The following is a 17,893-nucleotide window of genomic DNA, read 5'->3' as shown; positions in this document are numbered from 1 at the left end:
CCATCATCCCACCGGTTCGCCGATCAGTGACCCACCGGAGCCCTGGAGCTGGGCACGCAGTTCCGGGGTCAGGATCTGGCCGACCCGGTCGACGAGCATGGTCATCTCGTAGGCGACCTGGCCGATGTCGCAGTTGGGGGCGGCGAGCACGGCCAGGCACGACCCGTCGCTGATCGACATCAGCACCATGATCCCGAGCTCCATCTCGACGACGGTCTCGTTGACCGCGCCGGCTTCGAAGCAGCGGGCGGCGCCCTGGGTGAGGCTGACCAGGCCCGAAGCGACGGCGGCGAGCTGGTCGGCCCGGTCGAGCGGGAGCCGGTTCGACGCGGTCAGCAGCAAGCCGTCCGCCGAGACGACCACGGCGTGGGCCACGCCGGGCACCCGCTCCGCGAAGTCGTTCACCAGCCAGCCGAACTGGTTCTGCGTCGGCTGAGCACTACTCGGCGAGGTCATTCACCCTCCAAGGTCTCGTGGTTGGTCTCGGCCGCCTGTGCGGTGCGGTGGCGTCCGCGCTCGATGCCCTGCTGGAAGCTCCGCAGGCGGCCGCGCACGTCGTGTGCGTCCCGTTGTGGTCGGGGGGCCGTGGCCCCGGTGGACGGTCCGGCGCTGCCCGGGAGCAGCTGCTCCCCGCGACGGCGCCGGGGCAATCCTGCCGAAGTGAAGGTGGCGGGCGCCGACTGGGACACCGCTTGCACCGCTCGCCAGCCGTCGTCCGTCCCGAAGTTCCACTCGGCGGTGGTCTCCACCCCGGATTCTTCCCGACGCGGCGCGGGCGTCTCCGGCGCCTTCCGGGAAGGCAGGGCCGACGGCGGCCCGGCGGCGATCGGCAGCTGCCCGGAGTCGTGGAAGACGGTGGGCGGTTCGGTGTCGCGGTACGCCGGCCGTCCGTTGGTGGTCGGCTGAGGGAGGGCGGTTTGCGGCGCTTCGGCCTGGCCCGGCGGCTGGGGGGCAGGCTGCTGTTCCGGCGGCTGCAGCCCGGCGGCGAAGATGTCGCCCTGCAGCTTCGGGGCCGGTTGGCCGCTCGTGCGCGCCAGGCCGCCCGTGCGCGGCGCACGCTGCGGGAGACCGTTCAGCTGGGACGCCTCCGTGGCCGCGCCTGGGTGCTCCCCGCGCTGCGGGAGGCCATTCGCCTCCGCGGCTGGTTGGGCCGTGTGCTCTCCGCGCTGCGGAAGACCGCCCGGCTGCGAACCGGCGGGCGCAGGCCCCGACTGACCGCTCGGCTGCGGCAGGCCGCCGCTGTGCCCGGGCTGCGGGGCCTCCGCGGCCCGCTGGGCCGAGGCGTGCTGCCCGGTCCCTTCCGCGGCCCGCTGACCCGAGGCATGCTGCCCGGTCACCTCTGCGGCCGGCGGGGCCGATGCGTGCTGCCCAGCCGCCTCCGCCGCCTGCTGAACCGAGCCGTGCTGCCCGCTCTCCTCCGCGGCCGGCTGACCCGAGCCGTGCTGCCCGCTCTCCTCCGCGGCCGGCTGACCCGATGCATGCTGCCCAGCCGCCGCCGGCTGGTGAGCCGACCCGGGCTCCTGAGCCGCCGCCGGCAAGCCCGGAACCGGCTGGTTCTCCGCTGCCGCCGAACCCGGCGCCGTCTGCTCCGGCGCGCCCGCCGACTGGGCCGTGCCCAACCCCGGCACCGCTGGGCCGCTCTGCGCCGGCTTCGGGCGCTGGGCCGCCGTCTGGCGGGCTTGGCGGGCCTGGCGGCGGCCGCGGGTCACGCCCTGCTGGAAGCTGGTCAACCGGCCGCGGACGTCCGCCGGGTCGCGGACCGGGAGGTCCGGGCGGGGCGGGGCCGGCTCGGGGACGCCCGGCACGGCCGGGGTGGCGCTGCCCGGGAGCAGCTGCTCGCCGCGGCGGCGGCGCGGGAGGCCCGCCTCCGTGAACGCCGTCGGCTCGGCCTTCGTGCGCTCCTGGACCGTGCGGAAGTTCTCGTCGCTCGCGAAGTCCCAGCTGCGGCGCTCCTCCGGCGGCACCTCCTCCGCCGCGGCCGCCGCCGGTTCTTCCTCGGAAACGGCCGGCTTGTCCTCGCGGAACCACGCCGACAGCATCTCGTCGAAGATCGGCGTCGTCTCCGAGCGGTCCGGGGCCGGGGCCGGCGGGGGCGGCTCCTGCCCCGCGGTCGCCTCCTGCCACCAGTCGCTGAGCGTCGTTTCGTTGGCCGTGAACAGGTCCTTGCCCGCCGGCAGGTCGTCCGCGCGCGGCGGCGGCTGCGGCAGCGGGAGCACCGCGGGCACCGGCGGCAGGGCCGGGCGCTGCGGCGGGACGTCGTCGTCCTTCGGGATCGGGGCGAACAGCGCCGTGCCGGAAATCTCCAGGTCCGACGGCGGGCGCACGCCGGACAGGCCGGCGAGGTCGCTCGCCGACGGCCAGCGCTCCTCCCCCATCGCCGGCTGCGGCGGCACCACCGGGCGCGGGCGGGCGTGGCCGTTGACCGGGCGGCGCGGCAGCTGGTTGCCCGCCGCCGGGCTCGCCGGGTGCTGCTGGAGCGCACCGATCGGGCCGGTGGCCGGGCCGTCGGTCACCGGCATCACCAGCTCCGCCGGGACGACGACGGTGGCGCGGACGCCGACGATGTCCTTGCCGCCGTGCAGCGACACGCCGATCCGGTGCCGGCTGGCCAGCCGGCCGACGACGAACAGGCCCATCCGCCGCGACGTCACCAGGTCGACCGACCCGGCCTCGGTCAGCCGGGTGTTGGCCTCGATGACCTCGCACTCGTTCATCCCGATGCCCTTGTCCAGGATGTCGATGTGGAGCGAGCCGTCCTCGCCCAGCCGCGACGCCACGGTCACCGTGGTCTCCGGCGCGGAGAACGCCGCGGCGTTGTCCAGCAGCTCGGCGACCAGGCGCATCAGGTCGCTCGCCGCGTAGCCGACGATCCGGGCCGGGGGCGGCGGCTGCACCTGGACCCGCTGGTACTGCTCGATCTCCGACACCGCCGCGCGGAGCATGTCGGTGGTGCCGACCGGCTTCCCGGACCGGCGGCCCGGCTCGGCGCCCGAGAGCACCATCAGGTTCTCGTTGTTGCGCCGCATCCGGGTGGCGAGGTGGTCGAGCTGGAACAGGGTCGCCAGCTGGTCGGCGTCCTCTTCGTCCCGCTCGAGCTGCTCGATCAGCTGCAGCTGCCGCTGCACCAGGCTCTGGCTGCGGCGCGAGAGGTTCACGAACACGCTGCCGTAGCCGGTCCGCATCGCGGCCTGCTCGGTGGCCAGCCGCAGCGCCTGGTGGTGCACCTTGTCGAAGGCGCGCGCCACCTCGCCGACCTCGTCGTCGGTGTGCACTCCGACCGGCCGGACGTCGGTGCCCTGCGCGCGGCCCTCCTGAATGTTGCGGACCGCCTCCGGCAGCGCGGTCTCGGCGACGTCGAGGGCGCTGCGGCGCAGCACCTTCAGCGAGCGCAGCAGCTGGCGGGTGATGAGGAAGACGACCGCGACGGCCAGCACCATCGCGGCGAACAGCACCACCGCGAGCAGGCCGGCCCCGCTGCTGGACTCGTCGACCAGGTCCGCCGCGGTCGTCGCCGCCGCCGCGCCCAGCCGGTCGGCGACCTGGCCGATCTGCGCGCGCATCGCCGCGGAGGCGGCGGTCCAGTCCTGGGGCGACAGCGCGCGGAAGGCGTCATCCACGCCGCCGGGCGGGGCGTTCAGCACCGTCTCGACCATCCGGGCCCGGCTCTGCGCCTGCGTGCCCTCCGCGATGGCCGCGAAGTCGCGCTGCAGCGTGTCGCCCGCCGCGGACCGGAAGTCGACCAGCCGGTCGGCGAGCCGCAGCTCGGCGGCGCGCAGCGTGGCCAGCTCGCTCGGCGTCAGCGCGGCGCGGCCGATGCCGTAGGAGACCAGCGCCTGGCTGAGCGACACCTGCTCGCCCGCGACCAGCAGTTCGTGCAGCCCGGCGGGGGTGCCGCCGAGGGTGCCGTCACCGGCGCCCGCGGTGACCGCGGTGTCGAGGCTGATCAGCGAGCCGGTGAGGGCGGCGTACGCCGAGATGGCCTGGGCGGGGTCGAGCTGGCCGCCGTCGACCTGGCGGCGGAGGAAGGAGAGGTTGCCGACCTGCGCCGTGGCCGCGCCCGCGGCGCCGGACACGCCGGGCTCGGCTTCGGACGCGCGGGCCTGCTCCGCGGTGAACGGGCCGATGGCCGCGTCCGTTGCCGTGCGGGCCGCGGCCAGCTCGGGGGTGCCGCCGACGGTGCCCGCGGTCAGCATCGCCGAGGTGACCGTGCGCTCCTGCTGCAGCGCGCCGGTGAGCGCGCGCACCCCGCCGCCGAGCGCGACCAGCCGGTCGAGCCGCTGGTACTCGCCCGAGCGGCCGACCTGCGCGGCGATCGTCGTGATGCCCAGCACCAGCGCGAGCACGATGGGTACGACGGTGACGGCCGAAAGCTTGACGGGCAGGCTCCAGTCGCGCCACTGCACCAGCGCGTGCCAGAGGGCCTTCCCCTTCGACCGCCGGGGCGCTCGGCCGAGCAGCTCCCCGACGGGCACCTGACCTTCTCCTGCAACGGTCACGTAAGTGACTCCCTGTCCGGCGTCATGGATCCGCGTCGACGGCGCGGCGTCCCGGCTCGCAGCGGGCCGCCGGACGGCCGTGCCGCCCCCGCCCGGCCGCTTTCCCGGCGCCCTCGCTCGTCCCCGGCCGCCCGGCCGTCCGCGCGCCCGTCACCGGGCAGGCACCGTCCCGCCGTCCCGTGCCCGGGACTCTGCACGTGCATGTCGCAACTTGCGTTGTGCACGGTGGTCGAGATCAACTTTATCGGTGCCAATCGATCGCTGCGGTCAGCTGGGCCAAAGAATCGTACCCCCGATGCCCGGACGGTCAATTTCCTTCCCCGTTCGGCCGCTGACCTGCGAAAAGGGCTTTCGCGACCGGCCACGGGCCACGCCATTCCCCCTCACCGCCCCCGAAGAGGGAATTCCGGTTACCGGACGGGGAGACCAGGAGCATCCGGCCGTCACCCGATTAGCCCATCCAGGGTAGCAGCATCCCTCGGACGATCTACACTCCGTACCACCAACGGGTGGGTCAAGTCTCAAGGTGTGCCCGATGTTGTGGCGTTGCGTCCCGACGTGCCACGACCCGGTGATTTCTGACAGAACACCGCGCTGACCAGTGGATCTTCGTCGCCCTACGCCCGTCCGGGACCACTGACAGGCGGCAGGTGATGCCGCTTTTCGCTACATTCCGTAACCAGATTACCGAGGCTTTGCCGTCCGTTAGCCCGTTCGTCGTAGTGAATAGCACCGGCAACAACCTGGCGTCACAATTCTTTTCTGCATTGCCCGGTGCTCTCCGCAGCCTTGTCACCGGCGCGGATTCGACATGTTCGACAGGAAAACGAATACCGTCCGCGCCGGCCGACCGGCCGGTGCGGCCGCCTTCGGCATCGGCCGGACGGCGTAGTTACGATGTGCCCTCGCAGTCCGCAAGGGCGGCCGGGCGCCACACACACAGGCGCCCGGATCCCGCCGCCACGGAGGCACCCCGCCGGAGGCACCATGTACGACGCAGCGCGGCCCTCACCGGGCAACGCCCTCGAGGAAACCGGTGTGCTGCCGGTCTTGTTCACCGGTGACGGGCCGGCCGCGCCCCACCGGACGGCCGCCCGCACCGGCCCCGACTACGCCGCGATCCAGGCCAGCCCCGAGTTCGTCTCGCTGCGCCGCCGGTTCCGCGGCTTCGTCTTCCCGATGAGCTTCGCCTTCTTCGCCTGGTACATGACGTACGTGCTGCTGGCCGCGTACGCGCACGACTTCATGAGCCGCAAGGTGTTCGGCCAGGTCAACGTCGGCATCGCGCTCGGCATCGGCCAGTTCGCCAGCACCGCGCTGGTCACCTGGCTTTACCTGCGCTACGCGCGCCGCCGGCTCGACCCGCGCGTCGCCGAGCTGCGCGCCCGCGCGGGACTGCCCGAAGGGACGCGCCGGTGACCGCCCTCGCCGCGGGCGTGCCCGCCAGCGACCCGATCGTCAACACGGCCGTGTTCGCCCTGTTCGTCGCGATCACGCTGTACGTCGTCTACCGGGCCGGCGCCCGGAACTCCTCGACGGCGGACTACTACGCCGCGGGCAGCGCGTTCACCGGCCGCCAGAACGGCATCGCCCTTTCCGGCGACTTCCTGTCGGCGGCGTCCTTCCTCGGCATCGCCGGCGCCATCGCGATCCACGGCTACGACGGATTCCTCTACTCCATCGGGTTCCTCGTCGCCTGGCTGGTCGACCTGCTGCTGATCGCCGAGCTGCTGCGCAACACCGGCCGGTTCACGATGGGCGACGTGCTCAGCTTCCGGATGAAGCAGCGCCCGGTCCGCGCGGCGGCGGCGACGTCGACGCTGGTGGTGTCCTTCTTCTACATGCTGGCGCAGATGGCGGGTGCCGGCGGCCTGGTCGCGCTGCTGCTGAACGTCCACACCCGGCTCGGCCAGGCGCTGGTGATCGGCGTCGTCGGGCTGGTCATGGTGCTGTACGTGCTGGTCGGCGGGATGAAGGGCACCACGTGGGTGCAGATCATCAAGGCGGCCATCCTGCTGCTGTGCGGCGCCCTGCTCACGGTGTTCCTGTTCGGCAAGTTCGGCTTTTCCTTCTCCGACCTGCTTTCCTCCGCGGCGCAGAACAGCCCGCTCGGCGACAGGCTCCTCGAACCGGGCGGCTCGTACGGCAAGAACGACACGACCAAGCTCGACTTCGTGTCCCTGTCGCTGGCCCTGGTGCTCGGCGCGGCGGCGCTGCCGCACGTGCTGATGCGCTTCTACACGGTGCCGAACTCGCGCGAGGCCCGTCGTTCGGTCGTCTGGGCGACGGCGTGCATGTTCGTGTTCTACCTGTGCACGCTGGTGATCGGCTTCGGCGCGGCCGCGCTGGTCGGCGCGGACGAAATCAAGAGCGCGCCGGGCGGCGAGAACTCCGCGGCGCCGCTGCTGGCCCTGCACGTGGGCGGGACGCTGCTGCTGGGCGTCATCGCCGCGGTGGCGTTCGCGACGATCCTCGCGGTGGTGGCCGGGCTGACGATCACCGCGTCGGCCTCGTTCGCCCACGACGTCTACGCCAACATCTTCAAGCGCGGCAAGGCCGACCCGGCCGACGAGGTCCGGATGGCGCGGCTGACGGCGATCGCGGTCGGGGTACTGGCCATCGCGGGCGGCGTGCTCGCGAACGGGCAGAACATCGCGTTCCTGGTGGCGCTGGCCTTCGCGGTCGCGGCGTCGGCGAACCTGTCGACGCTGCTGTACTCGCTGTTCTGGAAGCGGTTCAACACCACCGGCACGCTGTGGGGCATCTACGGCGGCCTGATCGCGTGCCTGCTGCTCGTGCTCTTCTCGCCGGTCGTCTCGGGCGCCCCCGACGCGATCTTCAAGGGCGTCGACTTCGCCTGGTTCCCGCTGAAGAACCCGGGCCTGGTGTCGATCCCGTTCTCGTTCCTGTGCGGCTTCGTCGGGACGCTGGTCGGCCGGCCGAAGGCGGACCCGGAGAAGCAGGCCGAGATGGAGGTCCGGTCGATGACCGGCATCGGGAGCTGAGGGGCCGGCCGGCCTGCGTCACGCGCGCAGGCCGGCCAGGATCACGGTCAGCACCCGCTTGCCCTCTTCGGGGGTGCAGTTGCGCACCGCCATCCCGGCCCCGTGCCCGAGCCGGAGCACGTCGGGCGCCGAGATGTCCGGCCGGATCAGCCCCGCCGCTCCCTCGACGAGCACCCCGACCGCCTCGCGCAGCCGCTTCTGGCAGTACTGGAAGGTCTCCGAGCCGGAGTCGATCGACTCCTTGAGCAGCATCGCCAGCTTGTACCGCTCCACGACCCAGGTGACCTGCTCCCCCAGCCAGGTTTCCAGGGCCGCCCACGGCGCCAGCTCGTCGTGCAGGACGAACGCACGGTCGGCGAGCACCGCGATCTCTTCGCGGTAGACCGCTTCGAACAGCTTCTCCCGCGTCGGAAAGTGCCGGTAGAGCGTGCCGGCTCCGACACCCGCCTTCTTGGCGATGTCGTCGAGCGGGACGTCGGCGCCGCCCGTGGTGAAGAGCTCCCTCGCCGTCGCGACGATGCGCTCGTAGTTGCGCCTCGCGTCCGCCCGCATCGGACGCTCCGCATCCGGCATCCCGGCCTCCTCGCCACCTAACCGGAGAGATTCTCCGAATCCCCTTGCGCATCCGGAGACGCTCTCCATATTATCGCGTCGTACCAAGTGGAGAAACTCTCCGCTTCTCTTCGTGCTCCTTGGGGGAGTATCCCTTGTCTCAGCAGACGCTCCACCCCGCGCCCGTGGCCGCGGGCCCGCGGCGCGGCGGGCTGGTCCTCGCGATCATCCTCACCTGCCAGCTCATGCTCGTCCTCGACGCGACGGTGATGAACGTCGCGCTCCCGCGCATCCAGTCCGACCTGGGGTTCTCCGCCACCGGCCTGTCCTGGGTGATGACGGCCTACAGCCTGGTCTTCGGCGGCCTGCTGCTGCTCGGCGGCCGCGCGGGCGACCTGTTCGGCCGGCGGCGGATGTTCGTCGCGGGCATCGTCGTGTTCACCCTCGCCTCGCTGGCCGGTGGCCTCGCCGGCTCCGCCGCGCTGCTGATCGCCGCCCGCGCCCTGCAGGGCGTCGGCGCCGCGATGGCCGGGCCGAGCACCCTGGCCCTGGTGACCACGACGTTCACCGAGCCCAAGGCCCGCGTCCGCGCGCTGGCCCTGTTCTCCGCGATGTCCAGCGGTGGCTTCGCGATCGGCTTGATCGTCGGCGGCCTGCTCACCGAGTGGTTCTCGTGGCGCGCCGCGCTGTTCATCAACGTCCCGTTCGGGCTGGCGATCGCGCTGCTCGCCCCGCGGTTCGTGGCCGAGCCCGAACGCCGCCGGGCGCACCTGGACCTGCCCGGCGCGGTCACCGGCACCCTCGGCGTCGGCGCGCTCGTGTTCGCCTTCACCCACGCGGCCTCCGACGGCTGGGGCAACGCGGTGACGCTCGGCTCCCTGGCCGCCGGTGTGGCGCTGCTCGCCGGGTTCGTCGTCCTCGAGGCCCGCACCGCGCTGCCGCTGGTCCCGCTGCGGCTGTTCGCCGAACGCAACCGCAGCGCGGCCTACGTCAACTTCTTCCTCGCGCCGATGGCGATGATGTCGATGTTCTTCTTCCTGACCCAGTTCATGCAGGACATCCGGCACTTCGCCGCGCTGGCCACCGGGTTCGCCTTCCTCCCGATGGCGGCGCTGATCTTCACGATGAGCCGCCTGGTGCCGCGGCTGCTCCCCCGCTACGGCCCGAAGCCACTGGCCCTGACCGGCTCGCTGCTGATGGTGGCGGGCGTCGGCTGGCTCGCGCTGCTCACCACCGACAGCACGTACTTCCCGGCGTTGCTCGGGCCGCTGCTGCTGATGGGCCTGGGCGGCGGGCTGGCGTTCGCGCCGCTGAACGTGATCATCATGGCCACCGTGCCGGCCGAGGACGCCGGCGCCGCGGGCGGCGTGCTGCAGACGATGCAGCAGGTCGGCAGCACGCTGGGGCTGGCCGTCCTGGTAACGGTGTTCGGCTCGGCGACCCGCTCGGCGGCCGCGGCGGGCACCACCGGACCGCAGCTGGTGGTGGACGGCATGACGTCGGCGTTCGCGACGGCCGCGGTGATCGCGGCCGGCACGGTCCTGGTGGCGCTGACGTTCCGCCGGGCTACAGCTTCTGCCCGGCCTTGACCTTGTGCGTCACCCGGCGCTCGACGAGGAACGAGACGAACGGGACGCACCCGGCCAGCAGGACCAGCACGGTGCCCTTGATCGACCAGCGGGCCTTGATGGCCAGGTCGATGGTCAGCACGAGGTAGATCATGTACAGCACGCCGTGGATGGGCGAGTAGACGGCCGACGGCGTCGGGTTGTCGAAGCCGTACCGCAGCACCATCACGAAGCACAGGCCGAGCAGGCCGACACCGGTGACGTAGGCGGCGGTGCGGAACCGGACGAGGGGGCCGGCGAGCGGTACCGCAGTCCGGGCGCCTTCGGTGCTGGTGGTCATCGGGTCGTCGTCCTCACTCTGCGGCCTGCTGGTCGCGGGCGTTGAGCTCGCGCAGGTAACGGTTGTACGCGGCCAGCTCCTCGTCCTCGTCGGTGTACGTCCGGTCGGTGTACGTCCGGTCGGTGTACGTCCGGTCGGCGTCCGGACGGGGAGCGGGCACCTCGACGGGGGTCGCGGGCGGTCCGGGCTCGGCCTCGGCTTTCTGGCGGAGCTTGCGGATCCGCCAGAACATGAAGGCGGGGAAGAGCCCGAACAGCGGCCACTGCAGGACATAGCCGAGGTTCTGGAAGGTGCCGTTCGCCGAGGTGAAGCGGTCCCACTGCCACCAGGCGAGCCCGCAGCAGACGAGCAGGCTCACCAGGCAGGTCGCAACGATCGCGATCCGCCGTCCCCACGGGGAGGCGGCCGGTGGCGGGGAAGCTGGCACGCTTCGACGCTAGCACTGGGCACCTGAGAGGCGACGGCCGACCGCGGGCCGGGGTGGCCCGGCTCTCAGGGTTGTCCCCAGGTTCGGGGGGTTGTGGACAACTCGGGGGTTCGGTGCCTTTTGCGGGCGGTTCTGTCGGTGGGCGGCGATACGCTGGAAGCGGGGGCAGCCCCCAGGGAGGGCGGGTTTGTGTTGGCGGGCCGCGACCCTGCCACCTGGGCGGCTCCCGGGTTGTCGCCAGGGTGGGCCGAGCGCGTTCGGGCTCGGGCTCGGGCTCGGGCTCGGGCTCGGGCTCGGGCTCGGGCTCGGGCTCGGGCTCGGGAGTGTGCGGGCTGTTCGTCTGGGTTCGGCAGCGCGCGGCTGTCATCTGGGTTCGGCAGCGCGGCTGTTCACCCCGGCTCGGCAGCGCGCAGCTGTCCGGATTCGACCCGCGACCGCGTCCGCAGCCCAGCGCAGCGGCCGCGACGCCGGCTCATCGGAAACCCAACGGCGCGGCAGCCCGAGCAACCGCAGCATCACCCACCCGGGTGGGTGACCGACCTGACAACCTTCCGCGGGCAGAACCGAAACCGGCCCTCAGCCCTGCTTCCGCACCGACTGCGCCGCCTTCGCGTACCCATCCGCCAAGCCGAACACCTTCTGCGCGTACTCCGTCGAGTTGTTGTACGACAGGATCCCCGCCCACCACCCGCCCGGGCTGGCCATGTCGCGCCCGCCCGCGCACAGGTACCGCGCCGCCGCCAAGGCCGCGTCGTCGATCTGCTGCGGGTCGCCGAGGCCGTCGCCGTTGCCGTCCGAGGCCCACTTGCGCCACGTGCCCGGGATGAACTGCATCGGGCCCACCGCCCGGTCGACTCCCGGGTCGCCGTCGTAACGGCCGCCGTCGGTGTCGCCGATCGCCTGGACGCCCGCCGATCCGTCCAGGGGGACGCCGATGATCGGCTTCGACGGGCGGCCGTCGGCGCCGAGGACCGCGCCCGCGTACTGGCCGTGGTTGGACTCGATGCGGCCGATGCCCGCCAGTGTGGCCCACGAGATCTTGCAGGACGGCTGGTCCGCGCGCATCGCCAGCTCCGCGTTGCCGTACGCCTGCAGCGCCCGGGCCGGGACGCCCGTGGCCGCCGCGACCTGGGTCGCCCACTGCGTGAGCGTGGCCGGGCCCGTGCTGCCCGGGCGGGCCTGCTGCGGCGATGTCTGCTGCTCGGCGCCGCCCGCCACCGCGCCGCCGGCCGGGGCGACCGAGCCCGGGCGGACGTCGGCCGCCTTCACCTGGAGGGCGGGGATTTCGGTGGTCGTCGGGCTCGCTTCCGGCGTGGCCACGCGGGTGACGAGCCAGATCCCGCCGCCGGCCACGGCCAGCACGGCGAGGACCACGATCAGCCGGGTGAGCACGGCCACGCCCGGGGAGCGCGGCGCCGGTGCCGGTGCGGCGGGGGCGGCTTCCTCGGCGTCGCCGCCGATCGGGTCGTCCTCGGTCTTTCCGGTCCTGGTGCGCACGAAACTCCGGTTCTCCAGCGTGGTGTCGACGATCTGTCAACGAGCCCGCGCAGGTTAGCGTTACGCGGGCCCGTTCGATCGTCTCACCTCACCGGGTCACCCGGCCGAGTGGAAATCAGGCGGACTTCTGCTGTCGCGCGAGGCGCGCGACGCACCAAGCCGGGGCGCTGCCGCGGCGGAGGTGCTGCAGAACGGTCATCGGCCCGAGCCGGCGGCTCAGGTCGGACGGCGCGAGTCCCGCCGCCCGGTAGTCGAGGGCCCGCTGGTCGAGCGGGCTGATGCCGGCGTTCCACCACTCCTCGGCCTCGGCGACGCCGCCGACCATTTGCCACCAGCCCGCGGCGGCGGTGAGGAGTTCTTCGGGCACGTCCGGCAGGCGGCTGCGCATCGCGGCGAGGTAGCCGGGGTCGGCCGACTCGACGGGGACGAACCGGGACTGCCCGGTCCGGGCGCGCTGGCCGGGAATGCCCGGCGCCTGCGCGGGTGCGTCGGCCAGCCACGCGGAAGCGATGCGGTCGACCTCCTGCTCCTCGGGAGTCCTCTCGCGCTCGGCGGCCCACTGCCGGATCAACGCGTCCACTCCGGGATCTCCGGTCATCCCTGCCTCCTTGGTAGGTCCCCGACGGACAGGGCCTGACGCCTGTCCCACGCGGTGGTGCCGCACGCACCAACCTGCACCTTGCTGAGTGGAAACTGCCTGCGTACCGGGGTTCTCCGAGGGGGTGGCGAACCACCCGATCACGCAATGTGAGCACCGTAGGGCCGGGGTGGTCCCCTTCGCCAGACCCTCGATGCCACGAATTCGGCGACCTGCGCGTTTTCGACGGCAATCCACCCGGATGGTCGAGCGTAGGAGTCCGAAATCCGGGATTGGTGACACAGGGTGATTTACCGTCCGCTAACACGCAGGGTAGCCACCGGCACCGCCCGTGGCGGTGCCGGTACGGAGAAGCGCGAGGTCAGGAGAACAGGGCGCGGAAGAACGTGACGATCGCTTCGGCGCCGTCCTTGAGCCAGCCGAGCACCCGGTGCACGAAGTCGGCGGACTGCTGGGGCTGGGTGATCAGGAGGAACAGCACGAGCGCGACCACGCCCACGATGAGAACTTTCTTCACGCCGCCCGACATGTGCTTCCTCCCCGGCTCGCCGTTCCCGTCCTGGGAGTGGCCACACCGGATACTTTAGGGAAGGCCGCCCCGGAAGACACCCCGGAGCGGCGAGGTGCGCGTTCCGTCACCGGCCGTGCCTCCAGCGGGCGATCAGCCGCGCGGAGGGCTCGATTCCGGCTGAGCGGCCGATAAGGTCTGCCGATGGACGACGAAGGTTCCAGAGTGGAGCTGCGGCCGGTGGCCGAGGCCGATCTCGAGCTCCTCGAACGGCTGACCAACGATCCCGTCGCCGCCGGCGAGCACCAGTGGTTCGGCTGGCACGACCCCGGCTACCTGCGCCGCCGGTGGCACGAAACGGGGATGCTGACCACCGAGAGCGGCATGCTCGTGCCGACCCTCGGCGGCCGCGTGCTCGGCCTCGTCTCCTGGCACCGGACCCGCACCGGGCCGGCGGCCTACTGCTGGAACATGGGTCTCGTCCTGGCCGCGGAAGCCCGCGGCCACGGCTACGGCACCGAGGCCCAGCGCCTGCTCGTGGCCTACCTCTTCGCGCACACGCAGCTCAACCGCGTCGAAGCGACGACCGAGACCGGCAACCGCGCCGAACAACGCTCGCTCGAAAAAGCCGGCTTCACCCGCGAAGGCGTCCTCCGCGGCTACGACTTCCGGGACGGCGAGTGGCGGGACCACGTCATCTACTCGGTCGTGCGCTCCGACGTCGCGAAGGACTAGGCGATCACCCCGGCTTCGCGCAGCGCACCGAGGTCCGTGACACCCAGCTCGGCGAGCACCGCCTCGGTGTCGGATCCCTTGACGCGCGGCGCTTCCGGCGTCGCGGGCGGCGTCCGGTCGAAGCGCGGTGCCGGGGCCGGCTGGACCATGCCGCCGATCTCGACGAACGTGCCGCGCGCCGCGTTGTGCGGGTGGGACGCCGCTTCGGTGGGCGACAGCACCGGCGTCAGGCACGCGTCGGTGCCTTCGGCGCGCGCGACCAGGTCGTCTCGCGTGTGCTTGGCGATCGCGCCCGCCACGATCTCGCGCAGGCGAGGCCACTGCGACTTGTCGATGTGCAGCGGCAGCTGCGCCGGGTCCAGCTCCAGGACCTTGACCAGGTCGCCCCAGAACCGCATCTCGATCGCGCCGACGGCGACGTACTTGCCGTCCGCCGTTTCGTAGGTGTCGTAGAACGGCGCGCCGCCGTCGAGCATGTTCTCGCCGCGCTCCTCCGACCAGAGGCCCGCCGCCTTGATGCCGTGCAGGCTCGTGGTGAGCAGCGCCGCGCCGTCGACCATCGACGCGTCGACGACCTGGCCGCGCCCGGACGTGGTCCGCTCGTACAGCGCGGCCAGGACGCCCATCGCCAGGAGCAGCCCGCCGCCGCCGAAGTCGCCGACGAGGTTGAGCGGCGGCACCGGGCGCTCGCCCGCGCGCCCGATCGGTTCGAGGGCGCCGGCGATGCCGATGTAGTTGATGTCGTGCCCGGCCGCCTTCGCCAGCGGGCCGTCCTGGCCCCAGCCCGTCATGCGGCCGTAGACCAGCCGCGGGTTGCGGGCGTGCACGACGTCGGGCCCGAGGCCGATCCGCTCGGCGACGCCCGGGCGGAAGCCCTCGATCAGCACGTCGGCCGTGTCGCAGAGCTTCAGCACGAGCTCGACGCCTTCGGGCGTCTTCGTGTTGATGCCGACCGACCGGCGGCCGCGGGCGAGCGGGTCGGTCCCGATGCCGAGCACGTCCTCCCCCGGCTGCGCGCGGTCGACGCGGACGACGTCGGCGCCGAGGTCGGCGAGGACCATCGTGGCGAAGGGCCCGGGCGCGAGCCCGGCGAGCTCCACCACCTTCAGGCCGCTGAGCGGACCTGCTTTCATGACGAGAGTTCCCTTCAGAGCGAGCGGGAGATGATTTCCTTCATGATCTCGCTGGTGCCGCCGAAGATCCGGGAGATCCGGACGTCGGCCCAGGCGCGCGCGATCGGGTACTCGGTCATGTAGCCGTAGCCGCCGAAGAGCTGCACGCAGTCGTCGATGACCTTGTTGACGCGCTCGGTGGTCCACAGCTTCGCCATCGCCGCGCCTTGGACGTCGAGCTCGCCCTTGAGGTGGCGTTCGATGCACTGGTCGAGGAACGCCCGCGCCACCGCCGCCTCGGTCGCCGCCTCGGCGAGGGTGAACTTGGTGTTCTGGAAGGAGAAGATCGGCCGGCCGAATGCCGTGCGCTCCTTGGTGTACTCGAGCGTGAGGTCGACGGCCGCCTCCAGCCCGGCCACCGCGGTGACGGCGATGATCAGCCGTTCCTGCGGCAGCTGCAGCATCAGCTGGAAGAAGCCCTGACCCTCGGCGTCGCCGAGCAGGTTGCCGGCGGGCACGCGGACGTCGTCGAAGAACAGCTCCGCGGTGTCCTGGCCCTTGAGGCCGACCTTGTCGAGCACGCGGCCGCGGCGGAAGCCCGGCGTGTCCGTTTCGACCACGACCAGCGAGACGCCCTGGGCGCCCGCGTCCGGGTCGGTCTTCACCGCGACGACGACGAGGCCGGCGTGCAGGCCGTTGGTGATGAAGGTCTTCGCGCCGTTGATGACGTAGTGGTCGCCGTCGCGGACGGCGCGCGTCTTGATGCCCTGCAGGTCGGAGCCGGTGCCGGGCTCGGTCATCGCGATCGCGCCGACGAGCTCGCCGCTGGCCAGCTTCGGCAGCCACTCGCGCTTCTTCTCTTCCGAGGCGTAGGCGAGCAGGTAGTGCGCGACGATTCCGTTGTGGACCGTGACGCCCCACGCGCTGTCGCCGGCGCGCGCCTGCTCTTCGTAGAGGACGGCTTCGTGGGCGAAGGTGCCGCCGCCCCCGCCGTACTCCTCGGGGATGGACAGGCAGAGCAGGCCGACGTCGCCCGCCTTCGTCCACAGCTCGCGGTCGACCTTCTTCTCCGCCGCCCAGCGCTCCTGGTGCGGGACGGCTTCCTTCTGCAGGAACGAGCGCGCGAGCTCGCGGAGGTCATCGAGCTCGGTCGTGCTCCACGAGCTCTTCGGCAGTTGCAGTGGCACGGGGACCCTCCTGCTGGAAAACATTCCGATCAGCATGTAAGTTCTGATCGGAATGTACATCCATTCCGTCCGGTAGGTAAAGCAGGGAGGCCGCGGTGACCGAGACGGCGCACCGGACCCAGGCGCAGCGGCGCGAACAGACCCGCACGGCGCTGCTCGACGCCACCATCGACTGCCTGGTCGAGGTCGGCTACGCGCGCACGTCGGTGCAGGAAATCTGCGCCCGCGCGGGCGTGTCGAAGGGCGCGGTGCAGCACCACTTCACCGCGAAGGCCGAGCTGATGGCGGCCGCGGTCGAGCACTTGACGACGAAGCTGCGCCGCCAGCTCGCGGCCTCGCTCGACGATCTGCCGGGCGGCGGCACCGGCGTCGCCGCGGCGATCGACCTGCTGTGGACCGGCTATTCCGGCACGCTCTCGACCGCCGTCACCGAGCTGTGGGTCGCCGCCCGCACGGATCCCGAGCTGCGCGCGGCGATCCGCCCGGTGGACCGCGCGCTCGGCCGGGCCACCCTGGAACACGTCACCCAGGTCGCCGGCGAGCTCCCGCCCGAACGCGCGGAGCTGCTGTTCTGGCTCACCGTCAACCTCACCCGCGGGCTCGCGCTGGACGCCGAACTCGGCGGCGACCCGGCCCGGCGCCGCCAGCTGCTGGAGGAGTGGAAGCGCATCGCCGTCCTGCTCTACCAGGACGCCACCACTGCGCCGAGCTGACCACAAGGCGGCTTTGCCCCTTATCCCGCAGGCAGACTTCGTGGTCCAATCCCCTCGAACGAGGGGAGTTCCGATGACCGCCGCCCCGTACCCGTACTCCTACGGGCCGCCGCCCGCCCAGCCGATCGCGCCGCCGCCGGCCGGCCCGGCAGCGTTCCTCCGGTTGCTCGCCGGGATCCTCGGCGCCCTCGCCGCGGTGCTGGTGATCGCCGGGACGTTCCTGCCGCAGACGTCGTTCGAGCAGGTCGTCGACGGGAAGACCGAGAGCAGCCAGACGATCACCGCCTGGTCGCGCTCGTTCGCCGTCGAACCCGGGGCCGAGGCGAAGAAGTTCTACGAGCAGACGCACGTGGCGCGGTACGGGATCCCGCTCACCGCCGGCGCGGTGGTGCTGCTGGCCGGCGCCGGGCTCGCGTTCGCCGGCGCGCGCCGCACGGCGGGGCCCGGGCTGCGCGCGGGCGCGCGGACGGCCCTGGTGGCGGGGGCCGCCGGGGTGACCGCGGCGGTATGGATGCTCGGCATGGACGTCTCGGCGACCTTGAGCTACGAGACCGACGAAGGCACGGTCAAGTCGCACTACGCGACCGGCACCGGGTTCTGGCTGCTGCTCGGCGGCGGGATCGTCGCGCTGGTGACGCTGGTGGTCGCGGTGCTGGCCGGACGGCGGGCGCCCGCCGCGATTGCGGGCGGACCGCCGCCGGCGCCCTACGCGGCGCCGGCGTACCCGCAGCAGTACCCGCCGGGCGGGCCCTACGGCGGGCCGCAGCACCAGCCGTTCCCGGCGCCACCGCCGGGCGGTCCGCAGCCGTTCGGCGCGCCGCCGGCGAGCGGGGTGCCGGCGAGCGGGGTGCCGGCGAGCGGGCCGCCGTCGCAGCCGTTCGTCGCGCAGCCGCCGGGCGCGCCGCAGTCCCAGCCGTTCCCGGCCCAGCCCCCGGCCGGCAGCCGGCCGTTCCCCGGGTCCTCCGGCGAGGCGCCGGAGCCCGGCGGGGTGTCGTCGCGGCTCGACGACCCCTACGGCGGTGTGACGCAGGCGCAGCCGCACCCGTCGCCGCCGGGACCCGCGTCGCCGACCGAGCCGAACTACCAGCTGCCGCCGCTGAACCCGCCCAATACGTGAAACATATTCACATCAGACTGGACAACTGACGTACCGAC

16 protein-coding genes are annotated in these 17,893 nt (G+C 72.6%); 6 read left to right on the top strand and 10 right to left on the bottom strand.

Annotated elements, in window-relative coordinates; translation table 11 throughout:
- Positions 1-3 precede the first annotated feature (3 nt).
- Both C2L59_RS23460 and C2L59_RS23455 read right to left on the bottom strand, forming a co-directional pair.
- A complete protein-coding gene (locus C2L59_RS23460) occupies positions 4-456 on the bottom strand; it encodes a roadblock/LC7 domain-containing protein (RefSeq protein ID WP_004561253.1) in 453 nt (150 codons plus the stop codon).
- The gene (locus tag C2L59_RS23455; protein WP_103351665.1) at positions 453-4,472 is read right to left on the bottom strand and encodes a nitrate- and nitrite sensing domain-containing protein; all 4,020 of its coding nucleotides are present in this window, start codon (positions 4,470-4,472) and stop codon (positions 453-455) included. The genes C2L59_RS23460 and C2L59_RS23455 overlap by 4 nt, the downstream gene beginning before the upstream one ends.
- Before the next feature lie 1,011 nt (positions 4,473-5,483).
- Between C2L59_RS23455 and C2L59_RS23450 the strand changes: the two genes are divergently transcribed.
- Both C2L59_RS23450 and C2L59_RS23445 read left to right on the top strand, forming a co-directional pair.
- A complete protein-coding gene (locus tag C2L59_RS23450) occupies positions 5,484-5,915 on the top strand; it encodes a DUF485 domain-containing protein (protein ID WP_103351664.1) in 432 nt (143 codons plus the stop codon).
- Complete coding sequence (locus C2L59_RS23445) at positions 5,912-7,501, top strand: cation acetate symporter (protein WP_103351663.1); 1,590 nt, start codon at positions 5,912-5,914, stop codon at positions 7,499-7,501. The genes C2L59_RS23450 and C2L59_RS23445 overlap by 4 nt, the downstream gene beginning before the upstream one ends.
- Positions 7,502-7,519: 18 nt before the next feature.
- On the opposite strand, the gene C2L59_RS23440 is transcribed toward C2L59_RS23445, so the two are convergent.
- Positions 7,520-8,074 carry a TetR/AcrR family transcriptional regulator gene (locus C2L59_RS23440; RefSeq protein ID WP_103351662.1) on the bottom strand — a complete coding sequence of 185 codons (555 nt, stop codon included), beginning with the start codon at positions 8,072-8,074 and terminating at the stop codon, positions 7,520-7,522.
- 134 nt (positions 8,075-8,208) lie between these two features.
- Between C2L59_RS23440 and C2L59_RS23435 the strand changes: the two genes are divergently transcribed.
- Complete coding sequence (locus C2L59_RS23435) at positions 8,209-9,642, top strand: MFS transporter (protein WP_103351661.1); 1,434 nt, start codon at positions 8,209-8,211, stop codon at positions 9,640-9,642.
- On the opposite strand, the gene C2L59_RS23430 is transcribed toward C2L59_RS23435, so the two are convergent.
- The 5 genes from C2L59_RS23430 to C2L59_RS48180 form a co-directional block, all read right to left on the bottom strand.
- Positions 9,620-9,961: a DUF3817 domain-containing protein gene (locus tag C2L59_RS23430; RefSeq protein WP_086857625.1), complete on the bottom strand. Its 342-nt coding sequence runs from the start codon at positions 9,959-9,961 to the stop codon at positions 9,620-9,622. The genes C2L59_RS23435 and C2L59_RS23430 overlap by 23 nt on opposite strands.
- A gap of 13 nt (positions 9,962-9,974) precedes the next feature.
- Complete coding sequence (locus C2L59_RS23425; protein ID WP_370444768.1) at positions 9,975-10,388, bottom strand: hypothetical protein; 414 nt, start codon at positions 10,386-10,388, stop codon at positions 9,975-9,977.
- 576 nt (positions 10,389-10,964) lie between these two features.
- A complete protein-coding gene (locus C2L59_RS23415; RefSeq protein ID WP_103351658.1) occupies positions 10,965-11,885 on the bottom strand; it encodes a lytic transglycosylase domain-containing protein in 921 nt (306 codons plus the stop codon).
- A gap of 115 nt (positions 11,886-12,000) precedes the next feature.
- Complete coding sequence (locus tag C2L59_RS23410; RefSeq protein ID WP_103351657.1) at positions 12,001-12,483, bottom strand: transcriptional regulator; 483 nt, start codon at positions 12,481-12,483, stop codon at positions 12,001-12,003.
- Positions 12,484-12,844: 361 nt separating this feature from the next.
- Positions 12,845-13,000: a hypothetical protein gene (locus C2L59_RS48180; protein WP_199199216.1), complete on the bottom strand. Its 156-nt coding sequence runs from the start codon at positions 12,998-13,000 to the stop codon at positions 12,845-12,847.
- 195 nt (positions 13,001-13,195) lie between these two features.
- Here C2L59_RS48180 and C2L59_RS23405 point away from each other — a divergent pair, with 195 nt between their 5' ends.
- Positions 13,196-13,726, top strand: a complete 531-nt coding sequence (locus tag C2L59_RS23405) for a GNAT family N-acetyltransferase (RefSeq protein WP_103351656.1) — start codon at positions 13,196-13,198, stop codon at positions 13,724-13,726.
- Here the strand turns inward: C2L59_RS23405 and C2L59_RS23400 are convergent.
- Both C2L59_RS23400 and C2L59_RS23395 read right to left on the bottom strand, forming a co-directional pair.
- The gene (locus C2L59_RS23400) at positions 13,723-14,859 is read right to left on the bottom strand and encodes a CaiB/BaiF CoA-transferase family protein (protein WP_103351655.1); all 1,137 of its coding nucleotides are present in this window, start codon (positions 14,857-14,859) and stop codon (positions 13,723-13,725) included. The genes C2L59_RS23405 and C2L59_RS23400 overlap by 4 nt on opposite strands.
- A 14-nt stretch (positions 14,860-14,873) precedes the next feature.
- Positions 14,874-16,025, bottom strand: a complete 1,152-nt coding sequence (locus C2L59_RS23395) for an acyl-CoA dehydrogenase family protein (RefSeq protein WP_103351654.1) — start codon at positions 16,023-16,025, stop codon at positions 14,874-14,876.
- Between the two features lie 95 nt (positions 16,026-16,120).
- Here C2L59_RS23395 and C2L59_RS23390 point away from each other — a divergent pair, with 95 nt between their 5' ends.
- Positions 16,121-16,738: a TetR/AcrR family transcriptional regulator gene (locus C2L59_RS23390; protein ID WP_103351653.1), complete on the top strand. Its 618-nt coding sequence runs from the start codon at positions 16,121-16,123 to the stop codon at positions 16,736-16,738.
- A gap of 73 nt (positions 16,739-16,811) precedes the next feature.
- The gene (locus tag C2L59_RS23385) at positions 16,812-17,855 is read left to right on the top strand and encodes a hypothetical protein (RefSeq protein WP_103351652.1); all 1,044 of its coding nucleotides are present in this window, start codon (positions 16,812-16,814) and stop codon (positions 17,853-17,855) included.
- Positions 17,856-17,893 lie beyond the last annotated feature (38 nt).

The organism is Amycolatopsis sp. CA-128772 (genome assembly GCF_002904295.1).
Lineage (GTDB): Bacteria > Actinomycetota > Actinomycetes > Mycobacteriales > Pseudonocardiaceae > Amycolatopsis.
This window is presented reverse-complemented; position numbering and strand designations above follow the sequence as displayed.

What these genes read in the sequence shown, in the direction of transcription:
- C2L59_RS23460 (WP_004561253.1), bottom strand. Translation starts at nt 456, where the DNA reads ATGACCTCGCCGAGTAGTGCTCAGCCGACGCAGAACCAGTTCGGCTGG.
- C2L59_RS23450 (WP_103351664.1), top strand. Translation starts at nt 5,484, where the DNA reads ATGTACGACGCAGCGCGGCCCTCACCGGGCAACGCCCTCGAGGAAACC.
- C2L59_RS23440 (WP_103351662.1), bottom strand. Translation starts at nt 8,074, where the DNA reads ATGCCGGATGCGGAGCGTCCGATGCGGGCGGACGCGAGGCGCAACTAC.
- C2L59_RS23430 (WP_086857625.1), bottom strand. Translation starts at nt 9,961, where the DNA reads ATGACCACCAGCACCGAAGGCGCCCGGACTGCGGTACCGCTCGCCGGC.
- C2L59_RS23410 (WP_103351657.1), bottom strand. Translation starts at nt 12,483, where the DNA reads ATGACCGGAGATCCCGGAGTGGACGCGTTGATCCGGCAGTGGGCCGCC.
- C2L59_RS23405 (WP_103351656.1), top strand. Translation starts at nt 13,196, where the DNA reads ATGGACGACGAAGGTTCCAGAGTGGAGCTGCGGCCGGTGGCCGAGGCC.
- C2L59_RS23400 (WP_103351655.1), bottom strand. Translation starts at nt 14,859, where the DNA reads ATGAAAGCAGGTCCGCTCAGCGGCCTGAAGGTGGTGGAGCTCGCCGGG.
- C2L59_RS23385 (WP_103351652.1), top strand. Translation starts at nt 16,812, where the DNA reads ATGACCGCCGCCCCGTACCCGTACTCCTACGGGCCGCCGCCCGCCCAG.